21 protein-coding genes and 1 tRNA gene are annotated in these 18,388 nt (G+C 56.8%); 8 read left to right on the top strand and 14 right to left on the bottom strand.

Translation table 11 applies throughout. The features are described 5' to 3' along the window. Positions 1-7: 7 nt before the first annotated feature. The 5 genes from DXY29_RS08610 to gcvT form a co-directional block, all read right to left on the bottom strand. A complete protein-coding gene (locus DXY29_RS08610) occupies positions 8-1,657 on the bottom strand; it encodes a CTP synthase (protein WP_115024624.1) in 1,650 nt (549 codons plus the stop codon). A gap of 69 nt (positions 1,658-1,726) precedes the next feature. Next, positions 1,727-2,197 carry a Dps family protein gene (locus DXY29_RS08605; protein ID WP_115024623.1) on the bottom strand — a complete coding sequence of 157 codons (471 nt, stop codon included), beginning with the start codon at positions 2,195-2,197 and terminating at the stop codon, positions 1,727-1,729. Further along, on the bottom strand, positions 2,190-3,323 hold the full coding sequence (locus DXY29_RS08600) for an RpoD/SigA family RNA polymerase sigma factor (protein ID WP_115024622.1): 1,134 nt from the start codon (positions 3,321-3,323) through the stop codon (positions 2,190-2,192). Before DXY29_RS08600 ends, DXY29_RS08605 begins: the two co-directional genes overlap by 8 nt. Positions 3,324-3,426: 103 nt before the next feature. Then, positions 3,427-5,256, bottom strand: coding sequence for an aspartate--tRNA ligase (aspS, locus tag DXY29_RS08595; RefSeq protein WP_115024621.1), 1,830 nt, complete (start codon positions 5,254-5,256; stop codon positions 3,427-3,429). A 49-nt stretch (positions 5,257-5,305) separates the two neighbouring features. Beyond that, positions 5,306-6,409: a glycine cleavage system aminomethyltransferase GcvT gene (gene gcvT, locus DXY29_RS08590; protein ID WP_115025012.1), complete on the bottom strand. Its 1,104-nt coding sequence runs from the start codon at positions 6,407-6,409 to the stop codon at positions 5,306-5,308. Between the two features lie 128 nt (positions 6,410-6,537). Here gcvT and DXY29_RS08585 point away from each other — a divergent pair, with 128 nt between their 5' ends. Both DXY29_RS08585 and DXY29_RS08580 read left to right on the top strand, forming a co-directional pair. Further along, positions 6,538-6,750, top strand: a complete 213-nt coding sequence (locus DXY29_RS08585) for a hypothetical protein (protein WP_115024620.1) — start codon at positions 6,538-6,540, stop codon at positions 6,748-6,750. A gap of 86 nt (positions 6,751-6,836) precedes the next feature. Continuing rightward, positions 6,837-7,232, top strand: a complete 396-nt coding sequence (locus DXY29_RS08580) for a cyclic nucleotide-binding domain-containing protein (protein ID WP_115024619.1) — start codon at positions 6,837-6,839, stop codon at positions 7,230-7,232. On the opposite strand, the gene speB is transcribed toward DXY29_RS08580, so the two are convergent. Both speB and speE read right to left on the bottom strand, forming a co-directional pair. Continuing rightward, on the bottom strand, positions 7,226-8,128 hold the full coding sequence (gene speB / locus DXY29_RS08575; RefSeq protein WP_115024618.1) for an agmatinase: 903 nt from the start codon (positions 8,126-8,128) through the stop codon (positions 7,226-7,228). The genes DXY29_RS08580 and speB overlap by 7 nt on opposite strands. Beyond that, positions 8,125-8,967 (bottom strand): polyamine aminopropyltransferase, encoded by an 843-nt coding sequence (speE, locus tag DXY29_RS08570; protein WP_115024617.1) that lies wholly within the window; start codon positions 8,965-8,967, stop codon positions 8,125-8,127. Before speE ends, speB begins: the two co-directional genes overlap by 4 nt. Positions 8,968-9,234: 267 nt before the next feature. Between speE and arfB the strand changes: the two genes are divergently transcribed. Beyond that, positions 9,235-9,666 carry an alternative ribosome rescue aminoacyl-tRNA hydrolase ArfB gene (gene arfB / locus DXY29_RS08565; protein WP_115024616.1) on the top strand — a complete coding sequence of 144 codons (432 nt, stop codon included), beginning with the start codon at positions 9,235-9,237 and terminating at the stop codon, positions 9,664-9,666. A gap of 5 nt (positions 9,667-9,671) precedes the next feature. Here arfB and mazG read toward each other — a convergent pair whose 3' ends face one another. Continuing rightward, positions 9,672-10,496, bottom strand: coding sequence for a nucleoside triphosphate pyrophosphohydrolase (mazG, locus tag DXY29_RS08560; RefSeq protein ID WP_115024615.1), 825 nt, complete (start codon positions 10,494-10,496; stop codon positions 9,672-9,674). Between the two features lie 33 nt (positions 10,497-10,529). Then, entirely contained in the window at positions 10,530-11,012 is a 483-nt protein-coding gene (locus DXY29_RS08555) for a metal-binding protein (RefSeq protein WP_115025011.1), read from the bottom strand. Positions 11,013-11,070: 58 nt separating this feature from the next. On the opposite strand from DXY29_RS08555, the gene DXY29_RS08550 reads away from it, so the two are divergent. Then, positions 11,071-11,142, top strand: a tRNA-Val gene (locus DXY29_RS08550). A gap of 315 nt (positions 11,143-11,457) precedes the next feature. After that, entirely contained in the window at positions 11,458-12,759 is a 1,302-nt protein-coding gene (locus DXY29_RS13040) for a hypothetical protein (RefSeq protein ID WP_136987739.1), read from the top strand. Between the two features lie 257 nt (positions 12,760-13,016). On the opposite strand, the gene DXY29_RS08540 is transcribed toward DXY29_RS13040, so the two are convergent. Continuing rightward, positions 13,017-13,895 (bottom strand): phytanoyl-CoA dioxygenase family protein, encoded by an 879-nt coding sequence (locus DXY29_RS08540; RefSeq protein ID WP_115024613.1) that lies wholly within the window; start codon positions 13,893-13,895, stop codon positions 13,017-13,019. Between the two features lie 1,195 nt (positions 13,896-15,090). Further along, on the bottom strand, positions 15,091-15,450 hold the full coding sequence (locus tag DXY29_RS08535; protein WP_371411077.1) for a putative quinol monooxygenase: 360 nt from the start codon (positions 15,448-15,450) through the stop codon (positions 15,091-15,093). Here DXY29_RS08535 and DXY29_RS13520 point away from each other — a divergent pair. The 3 genes from DXY29_RS13520 to DXY29_RS13515 all read left to right on the top strand — a co-directional run bounded on the left by DXY29_RS13520 (position 15,449) and on the right by DXY29_RS13515 (position 17,289). Further along, positions 15,449-15,760 (top strand): hypothetical protein, encoded by a 312-nt coding sequence (locus tag DXY29_RS13520; RefSeq protein ID WP_170952165.1) that lies wholly within the window; start codon positions 15,449-15,451, stop codon positions 15,758-15,760. The two genes, DXY29_RS08535 and DXY29_RS13520, sit on opposite strands and share 2 nt — an antisense overlap. A gap of 1,177 nt (positions 15,761-16,937) precedes the next feature. After that, entirely contained in the window at positions 16,938-17,123 is a 186-nt protein-coding gene (locus DXY29_RS08530; protein WP_115024612.1) for a hypothetical protein, read from the top strand. 4 nt (positions 17,124-17,127) lie between these two features. After that, positions 17,128-17,289: a hypothetical protein gene (locus tag DXY29_RS13515; protein ID WP_170952174.1), complete on the top strand. Its 162-nt coding sequence runs from the start codon at positions 17,128-17,130 to the stop codon at positions 17,287-17,289. A 40-nt stretch (positions 17,290-17,329) separates the two neighbouring features. On the opposite strand, the gene DXY29_RS08525 is transcribed toward DXY29_RS13515, so the two are convergent. The 3 genes from DXY29_RS08525 to DXY29_RS08515 form a co-directional block, all read right to left on the bottom strand. Beyond that, positions 17,330-17,653 carry a hypothetical protein gene (locus DXY29_RS08525; RefSeq protein WP_115024611.1) on the bottom strand — a complete coding sequence of 108 codons (324 nt, stop codon included), beginning with the start codon at positions 17,651-17,653 and terminating at the stop codon, positions 17,330-17,332. Between the two features lie 103 nt (positions 17,654-17,756). Continuing rightward, the gene (locus tag DXY29_RS08520) at positions 17,757-18,056 is read right to left on the bottom strand and encodes a TIGR03894 family protein (protein WP_115024610.1); all 300 of its coding nucleotides are present in this window, start codon (positions 18,054-18,056) and stop codon (positions 17,757-17,759) included. Positions 18,057-18,151: 95 nt separating this feature from the next. After that, positions 18,152-18,388: a chlorophyll a/b-binding protein gene (locus DXY29_RS08515; protein ID WP_115024609.1), complete on the bottom strand. Its 237-nt coding sequence runs from the start codon at positions 18,386-18,388 to the stop codon at positions 18,152-18,154.

The raw sequence follows: 18,388 nt of genomic DNA, 5'->3' as shown, positions 1-18,388 counted from the left end.
ATCGGGCTCATGGGATGGCAATGTCTCCTTGCTGACGCAGGGCCTGGGCGGGCGAGTCGGGTAGTCGTTGTTGTGCCGCTTCGATCAACCCCCGGAACAACGGATGTGGTTTTCCTGGGCGGGAGAGGAATTCCGGGTGGTACTGGCAGGCCGTGAAGAAGGGATGCCCTTTTAGTTCGATTAGTTCGACCAAGCGTCCATCCGGTGAGGTGCCGCTCACCACGTATCCGGATTCCAGAAACAGATTGCGATAGGAATTGTTGAATTCGTAGCGGTGGCGGTGACGTTCGTAGACCACCTCCTCTCCGTAAAGCCTCTGGGCCAGGGTGCCCGGAGCAATTCGGCAGGGATACACCCCAAGCCGCATCGTGCCGCCGAGGTCAACCACGTCCTGCTGTTCCGGCAGGAGATGAATCACGGGATGCGGGGTGCCAGCATCCAATTCGGCACTGGTGGCTTCCGTGAGACCGGCCTGGTTGCGTGCCCATTCGATCACTGCGGTTTGCATGCCGAGGCATAGCCCCAGGAAGGGCACGCGTTGTTCCCGGGCCCAGCGGATGGCGGCAATTTTTCCGTCAACGCCACGGTTGCCGAAGCCACCGGGCACCACCACGGCATCCATGCCGCGTAGGAGTGCATCGGCACCGTCGGATTCAATCTGTTCCGCGCAGACCCAGTGCAGGTCGAGGGAGGCATCCTGGGCAATGCAGGCATGCTGCAGTGCCTCGACAACGGAGAGATAGGCGTCGTTCAGCTGGACGTACTTGCCCACCAAGGCCACCTTCACCGATGGGCCGGGATTGCGAAGGTTGTGCACCAGCTGTTCCCATGCCGCCATATCGCTGTCATGGTCTGCGAGGTTCAGCACGTCCAGCACTTCCCGGCACAGCCCCTCCTGCTCGAGGGTCAGCGGAACGGCATAGATGCTGTCGGCATCCAGGGAGGGAATGACGGCGCGGTTTGGTACGCCGCAGAAACCGCCGATCTTCCGCTTGAGATCGTCACTGATGTCGCGATCACTGCGGCAAACGAGCACATCCGGTTGGATGCCGATGGAGCGCAGTTCTTTGACCGAGTGCTGGGTCGGCTTGGTTTTGAGTTCGCCGGAGGTGCCGATGAAGGGCAGCAAGGTGACGTGGATGTAGGCCAGATCGTTGCGACCCACGTCTCCTCGGAACTCGCGAATGGCTTCGAGAAAGGGCAACGATTCGATGTCACCGACGGTGCCGCCGATCTCAGTGATCACCACATCGGCGTTGCTGTTGGACGCAACCCGGTGGATGCGCTCGCGGATTTCGCCGGTGATATGGGGAATGACCTGAACGGTGCCGCCGTTGTAGTCGCCCCGGCGTTCTTTGTTGATCACCGATTGGTAGATCGAGCCTGTGGTCACGCTGTTCAGCCGTGACATCGCCGTGTCGGTGAAGCGCTCGTAATGGCCGAGATCGAGATCTGTTTCTGCGCCGTCTTCGGTGACGAACACCTCCCCATGCTGGAAAGGACTCATCGTTCCCGGATCCACATTGAGGTAGGGATCCAGCTTGAGGATCGAAACGTCGTAGCCCCGTGACTTCAGCAGCCGGCCGAGGCTCGCCGCCACAATCCCTTTGCCAATGCTGGAGACCACACCACCAGTGATGAAGACGAATTTGGCCATGATCTGCCAGGCGATTCTTCAAATTACCTGGCGTTGGTCGTGTGCTCCAGAGGCCAGGCGATGAATGCTCTAACTGTCGAGCAAACTCCGCAGCATCCAGGCGGTTTTTTCATGCACCTGGAGGCGTTGGGTCAAAAGGTCTGCACTGGGTTGGTCGTCTGCCGCGTCAGCTAGAGCGAAAACACTGCGCGCTGTTCGTGCCACCGCTTCATGGCCCGCCACCAGCTCTCGCACCACGTCCAAGGCAGCTGGATTTTGCTCGGCTTCAGTGATGGATGACAAGGCCGCAAGGGTGCTGCCGCCATGGGGGGCCATCAGGCCAAGGGCTCGGATCCGTTCGGCAATCTCATCCAGCGCTGTCCAAAGCTCGGTGTATTGCTCCATGAACATCAGGTGCACCGTGTTGAACATCGGCCCAGTGACATTCAAGTGAAAGCCATGGGTTTTTCCGTACAGCAAATAGGTATCCGCCAAAAGCCGGCCGAGTCCATCTCCATGTCCCTGGAGTGGTGGGGACAGATGGGCTTTGGGTTTACGAATCCAGGCCCTGGATGTAATCGCGGACTTTGCTGCGTCGTTGGGGTTGTCGCAGTTTGAGCAAGGCGCGGGTTTCGATCTGACGAACGCGCTCCCGGGATAGTTTCAGTTCTTCTCCGATCTGGGCCAGCGTTTGGGGCGTGTCGTCCTCCAGCCCAAAGCGGCGGCGCAGCACAGCGGCTTCCCGACTGGTGAGTTCATCCAAGAGATGTTCCAGATCGTTGTGGAGTTCGTCATGGGTGAGGGTCTGCTCAGGGGTGGCATGACCGTCTTCGATTAGATCCCCGAGCTGGGTGTCCTGTTCGCGGCCGACGCGGGTGTCCAGAGAGACCGAGCGGGGCACCCGGGCCAGGGTCTGGCGCACGGTGTCCTCACTGATGCCGAGCTCTCTCGACAGATCCGCGATGGAGGCGATGCGTCCTTCGTTGCTCGCAATTTCTTGCTGAACCCGCTTGATCCGGTTCAGTTTTTCGGTGACGTGGACGGGCAAACGAATGGTGCGGCTCTGGGTGGCGATGGCCCTGGTGATCCCCTGACGGATCCACCAGTAGGCGTAAGTGCTGAAGCGAAAGCCACGGGTGGGATCGAACTTTTCCACCGCCCGTTCCAGCCCGAGTGTCCCTTCCTGCACAAGGTCCAGGAGTTCCATGCCCCGCTGCTGATATTTCTTGGCCACCGCCACCACAAGCCGCAGGTTGGCCTGAATCATGTGGTCTTTGGCCCGCCGACCGTTGCGGAGGGCAACTCTCAGGTCTTTGGCCTCCAGTTGTGCCTGCTCAGCCCAGACCTGGTAGCCCATGTCGATTCGCTGCTGCAACTCGGGCAAGGGCAGTCCGGCCGCCCGGGCCCATTCCTGCTTGGTCGGCCAGTGGCTGTGCTGGTTCGCTTCGCGGCGTTGCAGTTCTTCGAGACGATGCAGTTCCCCGATGGCCGCATGGCTTTCGGCCAGATCCCTTTGCTGGTGCAGTAGGGCTTCGCGGCGTTGCACCAGACGCGCCAGCATCACCTCCTCTTCGTTGGTGAGAAGGTCGACGCGGCCAATGTCCTGGAGATAAAGCCGCAGCAGATCCGTCGTGCCGCTGCTGCGGCGCTCACGGGTTCCCCCTGTCCGTCGGGGCTTACTGGGCAAAAGCTGGCCTTGGTGAAGTCCAACTTCAGGGTTCCTCGCCGTTGACCGCGGTGCGACAAATGCGCTGATTCCCTTCGGGATCTGCTCAGTTCAGCTTCAGGGGTCAGTCCTCCTGGTCGGGCTCCACCCAGGTGCTGGCCACATGCAGTTCCTCCAGCTGCTTGTCGGCTACGCCACCAGGGGCATTGGTCATCAGGCAGCGGGCTTGCTGGGTCTTGGGGAAGGCGATCGTGTCGCGAATCGATTCCTCGCCGGCCAGCAGCATCACCATGCGGTCCACACCGAAGGCCAGGCCGCCGTGGGGAGGTGCGCCCACATCGAGAGCATCCATCAAGAAGCCGAACTGCTCCTGGGCTTCCTCGAGTGGTAGGCCAACGGTCTGCAGCACCTGGCGCTGCAGGGCGGAGTCGTGGATCCGCAGGGATCCACCCCCGAGCTCCAAACCATTGAGAACGAGGTCGTAGGCCTGGGCCCGAGCACCCGGGAGGGTGTCAGCCCATTGCGACGCATCGCTGCCGAGGTCTTCGGCGTTGGGAGCGCAGAAGGGGTGATGCAGCGCCTCGTAGCGGTTCTCGTCGCTGTTGAACTCGAACATCGGGAAGTCCACCACCCAGAGGAAGTTCCACTGGTCGTTGTCGCGCTCGGCCTTGACCATGCCCAGCTCCTTGGCCAGGTACTGGCGGACGCGATCCAGGGCCTTGTTCACCGTGGCGGTGTCGCCGGCGCCGAACAGCAGCAGCGTGCCGGGTTCTGCGCCGCTGCGGCTGAGCAGCTCCTGCTTCTGCTCGTCACTGAGGTTGTCCTTGATCGCACCGATCGTGTCGATCTCCCCGCCATCGCGCACCCGGATGAAGGCCAAGCCACCGGCACCGGCTTTCTGAGCTTCGCTGAACACATCGCCGCCGGGCTTGATCCGCACGTTGGAGATGGCGTCATTGCCGCCGGGGACGGCGATGCACTTCACCGCGCCGCCGGACTTGACGGCACCGCTGAATACCTTGAAGCCCATGTCCTTGACGATGTCGCTGACGTTGGTGAGCTCCATGCCATAGCGGGTGTCGGGCCGGTCGGTGCCGTAGCGCTCCATGGCGTCATGCCAGGTCATGCGGGGGAAGGGACGAGGCAGCTCGATGCCCTTCACGGCCTTCCAGATGGCGCAGATCAGCGATTCGTTCAGCTTCAGGATCTGCTCCTGATCCATGAAGCTCATCTCGATGTCCAGCTGGGTGAATTCCGGCTGGCGGTCAGCGCGCAGATCCTCGTCGCGGAAACAGCGGGCCACCTGGTAGTAGCGCTCAATGCCGCCCACCATCAACAACTGTTTGAACAGCTGGGGTGACTGGGGCAGTGCGAACCATTCACCGCCGCAGACTCGGCTGGGCAGCACGTAGTCGCGGGCGCCTTCGGGTGTGGAGCGGGTGAGCACCGGTGTTTCCACCTCGATGAAGCCTTCGTTTTCCAGGAAACGACGGGCGGCCTGGATCGTCTGGGCCCGAAGCCGCAGGTTGTCGTTCATGCGCGTCCGGCGCAGATCCAGATAGCGGTGCCGAAGCCGCAGTTCCTCGCGGGTGTTCTCCTCGTCGTGCACGGACACCGGGAACGGCAGATTCCCCTTCACGCTGTTCAGCACGGTGATGCCGTTGGCCAGCACTTCCACAGCCCCGGTGGCCAGCTTGTCGTTCAGGGATTCGTCGGGGCGGGCTCGAACTTTTCCTTCAACCTGCAGCACGGTTTCGCTGCGTAGATGCTCGGCGACGGCGAAGGCGTCGGCCCCCAGATCCGGGTCCACCGTGATCTGCACCGTGCCGCTGCGGTCCCGCAGGTCGATGAAGATCACCCCACCGTGATCACGGCGTCGATCCACCCAGCCGCACAGTTGCACCTGCTGATCGATGTTCTGTTCGCGCAGGTCACCGCAACCGTTGCTGCGCATGGGATGTCTCAACTGGAGAAGAGCGAGTTTCCCACAGCAGCGGTGAGGTTCAGGCTCGTTTGTAGAAGGGCTTGCGAACAACCGTTGCCGGTTGGGCCTTGCCGCGGATCTCAACACTCAGTTCAGTACCGACCTTGGCGAGGGATTGGGGTACGTAGGCCAGGGCGATCGGTTCTTCCAGGGTGGGCGACCAGGTTCCACTCGTGACGATCCCGACCGTCTCCCCGTTGTGCATGACGGGGTAGTCGTGGCGGGCGATCGCACGACCCTGAAGCTTGAGGCCCACCAGGCGTTTGGCGGGGCCGGATTCCGCCGCCTGCTCCAGAGCCTGTCGGCCCACAAAATCCATGGGCATTTCGAGGTGCACGAGCCAACCCAACCCTGCCTCGAAGGGGTTGGTTTCGTCGGTCATGTCCTGGCCGTAAAGGTGCATGGCGGCCTCCAGGCGCAAGGTGTCCCGTGCTCCCAGGCCGCAGGGGGTAACGCCGCGATCCAACAGAAGCTGCCAGAACTTTTGTCCGTCCTCGGCGTTGAGCAGCAGCTCTGCACCGTCTTCGCCGGTGTAACCGGTGCGAGCACTGAACACCGGTTGGCTTAGGCCGTTGAGGTTGAGCATCCGGTGGCCAAAGCGGGGCAGGCCGCTGAGGTCTTCGCCGCTCAGTTCCTGCAGCAATGGCATGGCCTCAGGTCCCTGAAGCGCGAGCAGCACCCCTCCGTTTTTGATGTCAGTCACCGTCAGGCCAGCAGGTTCCATCTGGTCACGGATCCAGGCGGTATCGCTGTCGGCGCAGGCGGCATTGATCACCAGCACCAACGCACCCCGCTCAGCATCGATGGCGCCGCAGTCGTAAACGATGAGGTCGTCGCGAATGCCGCCGCGTTCGTTCAGCAGAACGGAGTAGCAGGCTTCGCCGGGACCGATGCGATGCAGATCGCTGGGGATGAGCCGTTGCAGCGCATCCTTGGGATTGGCACCTTCGAGGCGCAGCACCCCCATGTGGGAGATGTCGAACATGCCGACCCGTTCGCGAACGGCCTTGTGTTCTTGGATGAGGCCGCTGAATTGAACCGGCATCTCCCAGCCGGCAAACGGCACCATGCGGCCACCAACACTGCGGCAGTGCTCGAATAGGGGAGTGCGCTGCAGAGACATGGAGGCGGCCGTTGCGAAGCGCATTCTTATGGAGGGCTTCACCATCCGGAAGGGAACCCGGAAATCCGCCCTTTGCTGCGGTCCGTTTCCCAAACCGTCACTACTGTTGGCGGACTCAGATTTCCTCCTTGGCCAACAGCCCCTGCTGTCGCAGTTGTCAGCACTGCAGCCTTGCTGCAGGGTCGAAAGGCTGGTGCCGTTTGCGTCGGCTGGAGGTGCATGCCGAACTTGCGGATCTCGTGGTCTGTCACCACTGGACCCCCCGTACCCCCAACCTTCCGGTTCTGCAGAGCATCGGCGTTGGTGAGTGTCAGCTGGAACTGGATCGCAGCTTGAGTTGAGCTCGGATCGAAGAATTGGCTGTGCCCTCTTTGACTGTCAGCATCAAAAGGTCATTGGATACTCCATTCATTCAAGGTTTTTGACGTTGTCTGCCTCAGCTCCGCTGACTCCTTTGGAACTCATCCAGGAACAGCCTGAGGTGGATCGCCTGATGTTGCCGACCGGCACAACCGTCTTCCGAGCAGGGGAGCCTGTGCAGTTCATTCATGTTATTGAACGTGGATGGATGGAACTGAGCAGTGGTCCGTTGAACCGCATTCGGTTTGGTCGCGGTGAATTGTTTTTCTATGAGGATCTGGTGGATCCCACCGAGTGTCACAGCCGTGATGCCACGGCTGTGACACCGGTTTCGCTGTTCCGCCTCAGTCGTTCCAACTTTCTGACGCTCATCCACCGGCACCCAACACTGGCGCTGCAACTGCTCAGCAAGCAACACAGCCGTTTGCGGCAGCAGCGGGTTGATGCGCGCCACTTCTATTGATCGGCTCCTAGGAGGAGCAGAAGGCTGCGGGTCACCTTGGCGGCCATTACGGAGCTGATGCCACTGGTGTCGAGTTGTGGGGCCAGTTCCACAACATCGGCAGCCACCAGATGATGCTCTCGGAGGACCTTCACAAGGCTGGTGAAATCAGACCAGTGGTAACCGCCGGGTTCGGGTGTACCAGTTCCAGGAAGAACGGAGGGATCGAACCAGTCCAGGTCGACGGTGAGGTACAGGGGCCTTCCCCTTAAGGGAGAGAGCGCCTGTTGAAGGGCATCGATGTTTGGTATCAGCCGTCCGCTCCCATGCAGTTCGTTGAATTCCTCCCGCGTTCCACTGCGGATCGAGAGTTGAAACAGCGTCTGGCTTGGAAGGATGTCCAAACAGCGGCGCATGGCGCAGGCATGGCTGTGGCGCGCCCCCAGCCAGGTGTCCCTGAGATCTGCATGGGCATCCAGCTGCACCAGCACCAGGTCGGGGTGGTGTTGGGCAACGGCCTCCACTGCTCCGGAGCTGATCGAATGCTCCCCTCCCAGCATCAGGGGCTTGAGGTTCAGAGCAAGCACGGCTTCGGTCGCCTGCTTCACCTTGGTCAGAACGGGCTCAGGGTTGCCGAAGGGAATGTCAACGGCACCAAGATCCGCAAAGTCGAGATCATCGAGATCCAGGTCGAGTTGCGGGCAATAGGTCTCCAGGCCAGTGCTGACCTCCCGAATGGCGGCGGGTCCGAAGCGGGTGCCCGGGCGAAAGGAGGTGGTGCCGTCGTACGGGACACCAAAGATGCCGACGCGGCAGCCGGCAGGGTCGCGTCGGGAGCCCATGAAAATGGTTCCGTCGCTGTCAAACAAACCGTCAAACAAACTGTCCAACAGCCCGCTCGGCGTGATTGAAGTCATGACTGCAACTCCCGTTCGATGAAGGCGGGCATGGCATCCATGCCCCCCCGCTGCCAGCGCGGTGACCAGATTTCACAGCCTGCGGCGATGGCGTTGGTGCGCTCGGGATCGGGAGTGCGGTAGCGGGGGGTTCCCATTGAGGCGAAGGTCCAGCTCCACCAGCCGCTGGGGTACATCGGCACCCAGCCATAAAGCGGGTCGGCGTGGTCAAACACCTCGCGCAACAGCCGGATCATGGCGATGTGGACATCACGGAAGGCTTCTGGAGACTCGCTCTGTGTGCCGAACACCCCGCCGGGCTTGAGCAGGCGTCGGCAGTTGTCGAAGAAAGCGCGATTGAACAGGCCTTCGGCGGGTCCGGCGGGGTCAGAGCCATCCACCAAGACAACGTCATAGCTCTGGTCGTCAGCCTCAGCGGCCCAGGCGATGCCATCCCCCACCGTGAGCTGGAACCGCGGATCGGCCCAGGCGGATCCACCGATCTCGGGGAGGTGTTCTCGGCTGAGGTCCACCACCCGCCCGTCGATTTCCACCATGTCCAGCCGCTGGACCCCTGGATGGCGCAGGCACTCCCGGGCGGTGCCGCCGTCTCCCCCGCCGATCACCAGGATTCGCTCAATCGAGCTGGCACTGCATAGCGCTGGGTGCACCAAGGCCTCGTGGTAGTGGCGCTCCTGCTGCTCCGCTGTCATCCAGCAGCCATCTAGCAGCAGCCCCCGCCCGTAGCGCTCACTGCGAATCACGCTGATCCGCTGGAACGGACTGCTCTCCTCGACCAGAACCTCTCCCTTTAATCCGTAGCGGACGCCGCGGTGTTCTTCATCAATCCAGCTGCTCATGGGCTGCGGTGGGCATCTCTCCAGCTAAGGACGCCGTTGAATGGCTTTCATTCACCACATCTAGTGGTCTTGGTTGTTGACTAACACAAGATGTGTTGATTGAATATGTTTGGTTGGGGAGCTGCTGTGGAAGAGGGCAGCTCCAGAGCCATTTTCATCAGATCAAAGCTGCCGCGTTGTCTCTAGCAACCTGTTGCAGGACTTCAAAGCACTGGAAAGTTCAAGCTGTAAAAAGTATTCCGTCGTTCCTGAACCAGGAGATGCGTGATGCAAGACCTGGTGGTGAATGAGCGGTTGACCATTCCATCCAGGGATCTGCGCTGGCGGTTTAGCCGCTCATCCGGTCCAGGAGGGCAGGGGGTCAACACCACCGATTCCCGTGTGGAGTTGGCACTGGATGTGGAGAACTGCACTTGCCTTGGTCCGTTTCGCCGAGCCCGACTGGTGGAACATTTTCAGACAAAGTTGGTGGAGGGCTGTCTGCGAGTTGTGGTCGCTGAAGAACGCTCCCAATGGCAGAACCGTCAGAAGGCATTGCATCGCATGGCGGAGCTTCTGCGGGAGGGCTTGCAGCCGCCGCCGCGCGCGCGCAAATCAACTCGGCCTGGCCGCGGTGCGGTGAAGCGGCGTTTGGATACGAAGAAAAAGCGTGGTGACCTCAAGCGTCAACGGCGAAGCCGGCCATCCATGGACGATTAATCGGATCAGGACGTCGAAGACTGTTCAGCCCTGATGGCTGCTTTGGCCTGTTTCCACAGGGTCTCGAGTTCGTGGATGCTGCGTCCCTGCAGATCCCCACCCAGAGCGGTCTCAACGCGGGAAAAGCGATCGAGGAAGCGCCGGTTGGTGCCAGCGAGGCCCTCTTCGGGTTCGATCGCGCACCAACGGGCCACGTTCACGAGCGTGAACAGCACATCGCCCAGTTCCTCTTGGGCGTGGTTCCGATCGCCACTGGCTACCGCTTCCTTGAGTTCATCAAGCTCTTCATGGACCTTGTCCCAGACGCCGTCCATGTCATCCCATTCGAAGCCGGCCTTGGCAGCTTTCTTGGAGATGGTCATCGCTCCAGCGAGGGCCGGCAGCCCACGCACCTTGCCTCTGAGCTGGTCGCTGAGGGGGCTGGTTGAGTCAGCCAGGGCTTCGGCTTGCTCCTGCCTCTTGATGGCGTCCCAGCTGCGCGGAACGTCGTCACTGCTGGAGGCCTCGGCATCGCCAAACACATGGGGGTGACGGCGGATCAGCTTGTCGCTGATGCCATGGGCAATCGCATCGAGATCGAACCGTTGCTCCTCCCCAGCGATCTGTGCATGCAGCACCACTTGCAGCAGAAGGTCGCCGAGTTCTTCCCTCAGGTGGTTGACATCACCATGACGGATGGCATCAGCCACCTCGTGGGCCTCCTCCAACACGTAGGGCACCAAGGACGCATGGGTTTGTTCCAGGTCCCAAGGACAGCCCGTTGTTGGATCTCTGAGTTGTGCCACGACCTCGATCAGTCGCTGCAGCGCATCAGATGGAGCGTTGGCCATGCAGGGTCAACAACTTGGGTGACGCCCACCCTCTCACTGCTGTCGTTTTTTGGACCATTCCTGGGGCCAGGGGTCGCCGTCGAGGATCAGATGGATCCATGCGCTGCCCTCCAGCCCCACCACCAGTCCGGTGAACTCATGCGGGTGGTGGCGTATCAGCTCCTGAAGGTCCGCCAGGAGCATCGATGGCGAGAGTGTCGGAACAGCAAGGGTGACAACAAGGCACCAGGTCAGCAGCACGCCCAGTCGCACGCTTGTTCCAAGTACTGGACCATGGGACCAGAGCGAGCGATGGGGGATCAGACGTCGGTACGGCCACCAGAGAAATCCGAGGGCTCCCCAACGCCGCAGCGCGTTTGACCGCGTATCAAGATCGGGGGAAAGCCAGAGCCCACCAGCCAGACAGCTCGCTGTGGCGAACACTGCTGCTTGCAGTCCCAGCACCAACCCAACAGCGATTCCGAGCGGGAGGCTCAGGATCCAGATGCTTTGGTCGTGGCGGCGACCCGTTGCCAAGCGTTCGGAGCTCTCGTGCGCCCCCAAAGTGACGCGTTAAGGCAGAATCTGCCCGGTGGGGCGATTAGCTCAGCGGTAGAGCACCTCCCTTACAAGGAGATTGTCACTGGTTCGATCCCAGTATCGCCCACTTCGATTCACGGTTTGATTGTTCAGTTGTGGCAATGGATTTCAAGGTCCGTTGACTTGTAAAGCGACTACACGAATCTGTTGCTTTGTGTTTCCCGTAGTGGCTCTTTCCTTCCTCGGGTGTGGCTGCTAAAGAAGTTGCGTCAGTTCTTGATCTGGTGCGTTAGGAGCTTGCCCGGCCAGGCCCCAACCGCGCCAGCACAATGCTCTTATGCCAAGAGCATGTGAGCTAATTAATGGTCAAGCGAGAGAGCTAACTGAGAGATGATTAAGGCAAAGCCGATTTTTCCTCTGGGAAAATGTGTAGTTGCTATGGATGGAGGACGGTGCTTTTTCAGAAGGGTTGGCTATGCAAGGCATTAATTCACTTTCTGATTCATTTGTGCTTGAAGGTCAAGATTTTCACTACAGGACTTGCGGATGCAGTGCCTGCAAGCTAAACGCTGGAGATAATCAAATAATTAAGGAACAAATTAGCGCAGCGAGTGGAAATTACTTAACGATAGATGGCATGACGGATGATGATTTTGTGTCCCATACTTCAGGCGCTTTAGAGGTGGCTCAAGGCGAAGTGCTTGAATACTATATATTTAATGAAGCCGGAGGTGTGAGCTTTGAGGATGGTACTGATGGATACTCTTATGGTCATTCTGTAAGCGATAAAAGTTTTATACGAGGCGTATTTAGTCGCATTGATAAATTCATTGATATGGATTTCCGGGAAAGAAGTGATTGGGATGGGTCCACATTCGATATTTACTCTATGAGGGAATACAGCGAATGGGATGATGGCACTACGGGGCAGGTCTTGGATCAGGCTGAAGGCTCAGATGCTTATTGGGATGTTTTGTGGAAAGACACTGGTGATCGCGATTATGATGAAAATACGATCATTCATGAGATAGGTCATGCTTTAGGCCTATCTCATCCTTTTGATGTTGGAGGCAACGAAAAGTTTGATACTGACGATACGGTTATGTCTTATAATGAGAGCTCTGATGGTTGGGATACCTGGTTTAGTGATTACGACATAGCCACCCTTATTGACATATGGGGTGTTGAAACCGATAATGGAAGAGGAATCGAAGGCACAAGTTCAGATAATTATCTTAAGGGAACAAATGGTAAGGACATTATCGCAGGATTTGCGGGAGATGATGAATTGCGAGGCAGTCAGGGAGGGGATACGTTGTTTGGCTATTCGGGTGAAGATCTTATTCACGGAGGAAACGGAAGAGATTATGTTTGGGGAGGAAGTGGTGCTGATGATGTTTATGGAGGTTTTGGTCATAATACTTTTGGTGATGAGAGAGATGGCTCAGTTGATAAACTGTTTTTCAAAAGTGATCAGTTTGCGTTCAATTGGCTTTATGGTCGTGCAGAAATGAATCCTGATGGGCAAAAGGTTGATATCATTAAGGGGCTAGATCGCTCTGACAAGCTATTTGTTGAAGGGGTTGAAACTACTGACTTGTCCTTCCATCAAGTCAGTAGTTTCTCTGCGCCTACGGGCAATTTCTCTGGTATTGGAATTTATGCGAATGGATTCCTTGAAGGGATTTATACTGGCAGTAATTTAAGTGCTTCGCAATTGCAGTCAATGACCGAAGGCGTATAAGCATGACCCCCTGGTGACGACAAGCCTGATGCCGCATTTAATCGGCTTAAAGGTATAGAAGGCCTGAAAGGGAAAGGCAGAGTGTTATTTATTCACCACTGCAGTACTTGCCTGGCATGTGGATGGCAGGTTAGTGAACAACTACTCTGTAGTATTAAATATTGATAAATTGAAGAGTAATGATGCGTTAAAGCTACTCACTTCTTGACGCTTGGCGATAAATTGATTGTTTTATTTGATCAAGCTGGATGATCGGCTTAATTAAAGTCAACACGTTTCTTTATGGTTACGTTTGGGTTGTCCATTGAATCTTGCCTTTGCTTTATCAATCGCATGACTTCGTCGTCGACAAAATTACCCACGGTAGGATTTTTCGACCATAATCCGGGCCGCCCCGATTCTGATCCTTTTGATATGTATCGCATGTCTATAGACCACCTTATTTGGTTGCTCGAGTTTATAAGACTGCGGTGAAGGGTGTATTGATCAAACAAAATTATGTCACCAGGGCTTGCAACTACCTTTACGGGTTGCAAGTCACCGTGTTCTTTTAGAGCTTTTTCCATTAGCTCTTCCTTTGCTGCTGGCCCGCGGTCTCCTCGCCGATGTTCGATCCATCCTAATTTTGTACTTCGTGGAAGTATTTCAAGCCCCCCGTTGTACGGTTTTGAGCAGGTCAGCGGAATCCACGCAGTCACGATTTCAAGGTCAGATTGTCTCGGATCGGTCGCTCCATAGTCCTGATGCCAAGGGACAGTGGTAAAGGGAGTAATTCCATATTTACTGGGATATTTAACTCTTATGTTATGAATTGGGCTTAGCTCAATTTCCTCCCAGCCCGTATTGGTTGAGAGTGCATCTTTTATTTCTTGTGATAAAGCAAGCTCATATACAGATGAAAGCTTGTGCAAGTTCTTTTGCAGTAAAATCTGAAAGCTTGAGATGTCATTCGAGAATACTTTTGCTTGCTGGTCAATTCTGTGACAACATAAGCCCTTCTTAGGGGCGCCTAAGTCTGCCATTAATTCGGATAATTCTCTTTTGACTGACTGAATCAGATGCTTGGGAAGTGCGCTTTTGCAAAGTCGCCAGCCAAGTTTTCCCAGGACTGATTTTTGCTCTTTTGGCCTAATCATTGGCTGGGATCTGCCCTTGCTGCTGGAGCAAAAGTGGCAGCCAAAAAGGCTGTATCGCGTAAATCATTGAAAGTATTTGATGCATTATCTTGACGTGATCTCAGTTTAACCTTTGCTCCCTTGGTGATTCAAGCTTACTGCGCTTATTGACTCTGCTCACTTGTGATTGGTGCGTAAGACCTTTAGACATTCCCTCGGGTGGGGGTGTGGTTTCAGGTCATCATGCCGTGGCCTGGCCTGATGCCAGCGGCAAGTAGCTGTTCCGGTTGTTCTGAGCTGCAAGTGATTGATCTGCAGTCAGTACTAGCGCTAGTTCCAATCCCTTAATGCTCGCTCCGACATAACGATGGCCAGCTCTTCGACGGTGGGCCCAATCGACTGCGATCAGTGTTTACCGATTGGAGATGCAGTACCTCACAGGACTTGGGATACCGACTGGGGCAAGAGTTGCCAGTTCGGATGAAGTAGCCCTTTGAGTTCTTGCGGGGTATGCAGTAGTCACCCGATGCCCGGTAGGAGTAGGGACAGCCGCCAGCCTTCGGCAATGGGCTCTGATCCCGCGCTGGGAGAGCTGAGGTGAATACCTACGCTGCGATGGAGATCAGATCATGTCTGGTGAAGTTGCGTCCATGCCCATCCTCGAGCCACGGCGGTGCTCACTGAGTGAATGCTTTGGAGGACATCTCTGCTGCTTCGATCCCTTCCCCTCAGCTCGAAAAACCAGTTGTGTAGCGGTTTTTTGGGTTGTTTGGACTGCTGAAGTCACCGGTATTCCCCCGGAGTTCAGGATGCCTTCAGTGAAGCTTTGGCGTGAGTTTTACAGAGATGTGCCATTGTGGTACTACGCCAAAGAGCCTTGCAGGGGCCCACAGCGCGAGAACCGATAACTCGATTCCATGAACCGAAGATCCAGCACTCCATCCAGGGAGTGGCGAATAGCTGGCAGCAATGCCAACCGAATAGACCTCAGCGGATATGCATCTGCCCAACATCGCCGCTTTCTAAAAGCTGAAGCAGATCACGCTCCAAGGGAGCCAATCCCTCACTGACGACTTCTCCAAAAGCTCAAAAGGACTGAGCTGTTCAAGACATTCTTCGGCTTTAACCCTTCCATCCTCAGCCACACAGAGAGTTCAAAATTTGAGGGAATCTCCCTACGCATGTTGTATTGGCGCCCACTCTAAGATTTCAACGCCTAGACCCTGCTATACCCCAGCCTGGTTTCGAAAATTTTGAGTGGTAATCCGAAGGACTCCATCAGGGTGCGGCACGCATTGCCGACCGTGCCGTACACCTCAATGCTGAAGCCATCACCAAGTTCAGCATGCTTTTTCAGGTACTCCTGGACTGGAGGATTGGAGACATGGGTGCTGAAGGCTTCATCGTTGGCGTAAACCTCGGACCAAACAAATGCTTGTGGATCATCGGGATCTTGATTAAAGGTGTGGTGGATCATCCCCGGTTCAGAGGCCTGAACGGCTGTGTCGGTGGCTCGTGCCAGTTCTAAATAGGCGTCCACGCATCCTTGTTTGACGTAAATGCGAGCCAAAAGCATGAAAGGTGTGCTTTCAGCAAATGTTGCTATTGGCATTTCTGCGTCTGGGTTTGGGCTTCTACAACAGCTTGGCAACCATCAGGGCAACCTGCAATTCAAGCAATTCCTGAGCCGGCCAACCCAAATGCAAGAACGCGGCTCTTCCCCTTTTCCCACCAAGACGGCAGATGCAGAGCTGGATTTCATGCAGGAACTCCCATGGAAGCATTTTGAACTGTACGTTCTGCTTTCTGTGGCGAAAATCACCGCTCCGATCGTTGGAGCAATGACGCTTTTCTGTGCAGAATCCACACTCCCCCAGAGGACTTGATGAGTCAGCTGATTGTGCTGGTTTTTCGCCTGGATGGAGTTTTTCTTGGCATTTTAGGGTAGATGTAGTGTGATTATTTGAAGGATGGGCTCACTACATTGCTCAGTTTTTACTCTCCTTTGTGAGCATTGCAGGTTTTAATTTATGGGAAAATCTCCATCGGCCGTTCCATGGTCAATTCTTCTTGCCATATTTTCTTTAGCCTTTGTGGTTTATGGTGTTGAAATTGTGTCTCCCGGATTTTAATCTAAGCCTGTTTTTTGTAAGCTGCTTGGTATAAAGATAAGCTTTTCTGTTTATAGCTCTCTAGTGAAATGTGTAATTTTTCATTCTCGAATGTGCCCTCTGTAGGCGTGTTGAGAGCTGGAGCTGAGCAGTATTTGAGAACAGCTTCCTGAGGCTGGGCAGTGCGATTTGATGTCATTGATGCGGACTTGGTCGACCGACGAGCAAAAAAAAGCCGGGGTCTCACTCCCGGCTTGGTGGTTCGTTGGGAGTTCCTCGGGAAGAGAAACTAGGGGTATTTATACCCCTTGGAGGGCCAAGAGGCAACTGGTGCTGACAATGTCACCATACGCGAATGGGCGTAATGGGCAAGTCTCCCCCTTGTACGGTTTTACCCATGCAGTCGTTTCGATCTCAGTGTTTAACCGGCCTCGGGGGATGAGGCGGCGGTGTCGGACCAGATGGTGTGACTCAGGCGCCAGAGTCTGGATACCGCTTTGATAGCTGTTAGCTGAGCGACTTTCGCTTCAGACTTGTCCTTTATTCGTGGGGGCTAACGCGGCCACTGTTGGAGCATCAGCTTGAAGGTTGCGGGGCAACCCAGGCAAGTCACGGAGAGATTAATCATGCCAAAGGAGGTAAAGGTAGCTCCAGTGCCAAGAACGCAGACCCAAGTAGATGGCCGCCGGCAAGAGTTGAGATCAAGATGCCGAGGTACGTGACTCTTCGGTGTATGTGCGCATTTTGATTTGGTTCGTCGTGGCGCGTTGTCAGCCGTTGCTGCCGTCATCCATGCCGCGTCGAATCAGGCTTTGTGTCAACCAGAGCAGTCCGATGAAGCCAGCCGCGACGATCAGCAGAGACAAGGTTCAAGCTGTGAGTCGGAGCTTTACAAGCTACTCAGCGTTCGACTGCACCATCCTGGGAATGCAGGTCCCCTCGGCATTCGGTGATGCAACTGTTCCTGGCGTTGGTGGTTCCCGTTGTTCTGCTCGTGGGTCTGACTGCCCTGCTGGCGACGGGCCGGTTGGCCTTGTCTCGGAACGCCGCTTGGTTGTTGGCACGCCAGAACACCATTTGGATGGCTGGAATTGTGGCCCTTGCGGCCGCTGCGGTGGTGGTGGCCATGCAGCGTTGAGCTGATGATGTGGCACCTTTTCTGCGTTGTTGTTGCTTCCAGTGCCAGCGTTCTGCTGACTTGGCCCACTGCAGCGCAAACTAATAAGGCTCTTCTTCGCGATCGGCTGATCAGCCCCGCTGTTTTTGAGCTGTTGCACCCCCAGCGTCAGCCACGTCGTTACTGATGGGATCTGTGGTGGACCCCCTTAAGAGATGCCGTTTCGGTTATTCGGGGGCGCAGGCTTCGCTTATCGCGGCTTCCGCAACTTGCATTGCCAGTTGACTGCCGTAGGTGTCACCGGTTTCCTCCACCCACTTCTCTGCGAAGCCTTCAGCTGTCATCCACTGCCCCGCGAACTCGGCGAAGCCTTTGGCTTGGTCGGCATCCAGAACAAACGTCTGAGAGCTGCAATTCACCTTGCCGATCACGTCACCCTGGAGATTGTTCAGGTCTGTGACTTTGGCTGCTTCTTTCTCAGCACACGCGCCAAGGCCAAGGCCAAGAGCAAGAACGCCAGTAGCTAGAACAGCAAGGGAGGAGAGTTTCAATGAAGGAGCGGGTCATCACCACTCCTTCAGGCTGGCGCTGGGTTGGCTCCCTGTCAGCCAGCGACGTCCTTTTCGTCCCGTCCGCATCAGCCGGCCGTTTTGATCAGCGGCTGCTGGTCCGTTTGCGAACAACCCTGGGGGTTTCTCGTTCGGTTTTGGCATCAGAGACGGTCTTGTCTTCTCCAGCCGTGTCGTCCTGGACAGGTTCGTCGTCGGGTTCCTGCGCCTCGATGACTCCAAGCACCATGGCGGCTTCCAGTTGATCGCTCATGTCGCCGATGGTCAGGAGTGCTTTCAAGACCAGTTGGGCCCGTGGCGCTTTGGGCAGGCCGGGCCGCAGCTTCTTGGTGGTATTCCACAGCTCTAGAGCCACTTCCTGCAGCAGTTCCTTGTCAGCAGCCATTCGAGTCGAACGTGAATCGCACCATTCTCGTCATCGGGGGTCAGTCGCCTTCCGAGATGATGGAGATGCAGGGGCTGTAAGAGCCCCCAATTGGATCAGAAGCAGAAGGGCAGGAATTGGGTGCGGCAGGCGGCGTAGCCATCCACAAGGGGCCCCAGACCGATTTGATGAATGATGCCGGCACCGGTGAGGCCTTCGGTAATGATTCCGATCACGATGCCGAGCATGGCGGCCCGCCCGTTGAAGCGTTCCGCTTTTTTGAGTTGCTCCATATGGATCTCGCGCGCGGCGACGCCTTGGAACCAAGACTCGTTTGCTTGCGTAGGCTTCAT

The organism is Synechococcus sp. UW69, from assembly GCF_900474185.1.
Classification (GTDB): Bacteria; Cyanobacteriota; Cyanobacteriia; order PCC-6307; family Cyanobiaceae; genus Parasynechococcus.
The sequence above is the reverse complement of the archived record's forward strand: the minus strand, read 5'-3'. Positions and strand labels throughout refer to the sequence as shown.

What these genes read in the sequence shown, in the direction of transcription:
- DXY29_RS13040 (WP_136987739.1), top strand. Translation starts at nt 11,458, where the DNA reads ATGGAGGACGGTGCTTTTTCAGAAGGGTTGGCTATGCAAGGCATTAAT.
- DXY29_RS08530 (WP_115024612.1), top strand. Translation starts at nt 16,938, where the DNA reads ATGCAACTGTTCCTGGCGTTGGTGGTTCCCGTTGTTCTGCTCGTGGGT.
- DXY29_RS08610 (WP_115024624.1), bottom strand. Translation starts at nt 1,657, where the DNA reads ATGGCCAAATTCGTCTTCATCACTGGTGGTGTGGTCTCCAGCATTGGC.
- DXY29_RS13515 (WP_170952174.1), top strand. Translation starts at nt 17,128, where the DNA reads ATGATGTGGCACCTTTTCTGCGTTGTTGTTGCTTCCAGTGCCAGCGTT.
- DXY29_RS08520 (WP_115024610.1), bottom strand. Translation starts at nt 18,056, where the DNA reads ATGGCTGCTGACAAGGAACTGCTGCAGGAAGTGGCTCTAGAGCTGTGG.
- aspS (WP_115024621.1), bottom strand. Translation starts at nt 5,256, where the DNA reads ATGCGCAGCAACGGTTGCGGTGACCTGCGCGAACAGAACATCGATCAG.
- mazG (WP_115024615.1), bottom strand. Translation starts at nt 10,496, where the DNA reads ATGGCCAACGCTCCATCTGATGCGCTGCAGCGACTGATCGAGGTCGTG.
- DXY29_RS13520 (WP_170952165.1), top strand. Translation starts at nt 15,449, where the DNA reads ATGAAAGGTGTGCTTTCAGCAAATGTTGCTATTGGCATTTCTGCGTCT.
- DXY29_RS08535 (WP_371411077.1), bottom strand. Translation starts at nt 15,450, where the DNA reads ATGCTTTTGGCTCGCATTTACGTCAAACAAGGATGCGTGGACGCCTAT.
- DXY29_RS08540 (WP_115024613.1), bottom strand. Translation starts at nt 13,895, where the DNA reads ATGATTAGGCCAAAAGAGCAAAAATCAGTCCTGGGAAAACTTGGCTGG.
- DXY29_RS08515 (WP_115024609.1), bottom strand. Translation starts at nt 18,388, where the DNA reads ATGAAGCCTACGCAAGCAAACGAGTCTTGGTTCCAAGGCGTCGCCGCG.
- speE (WP_115024617.1), bottom strand. Translation starts at nt 8,967, where the DNA reads ATGAGCAGCTGGATTGATGAAGAACACCGCGGCGTCCGCTACGGATTA.
- arfB (WP_115024616.1), top strand. Translation starts at nt 9,235, where the DNA reads ATGCAAGACCTGGTGGTGAATGAGCGGTTGACCATTCCATCCAGGGAT.
- gcvT (WP_115025012.1), bottom strand. Translation starts at nt 6,409, where the DNA reads ATGTCTCTGCAGCGCACTCCCCTATTCGAGCACTGCCGCAGTGTTGGT.
- speB (WP_115024618.1), bottom strand. Translation starts at nt 8,128, where the DNA reads ATGACTTCAATCACGCCGAGCGGGCTGTTGGACAGTTTGTTTGACGGT.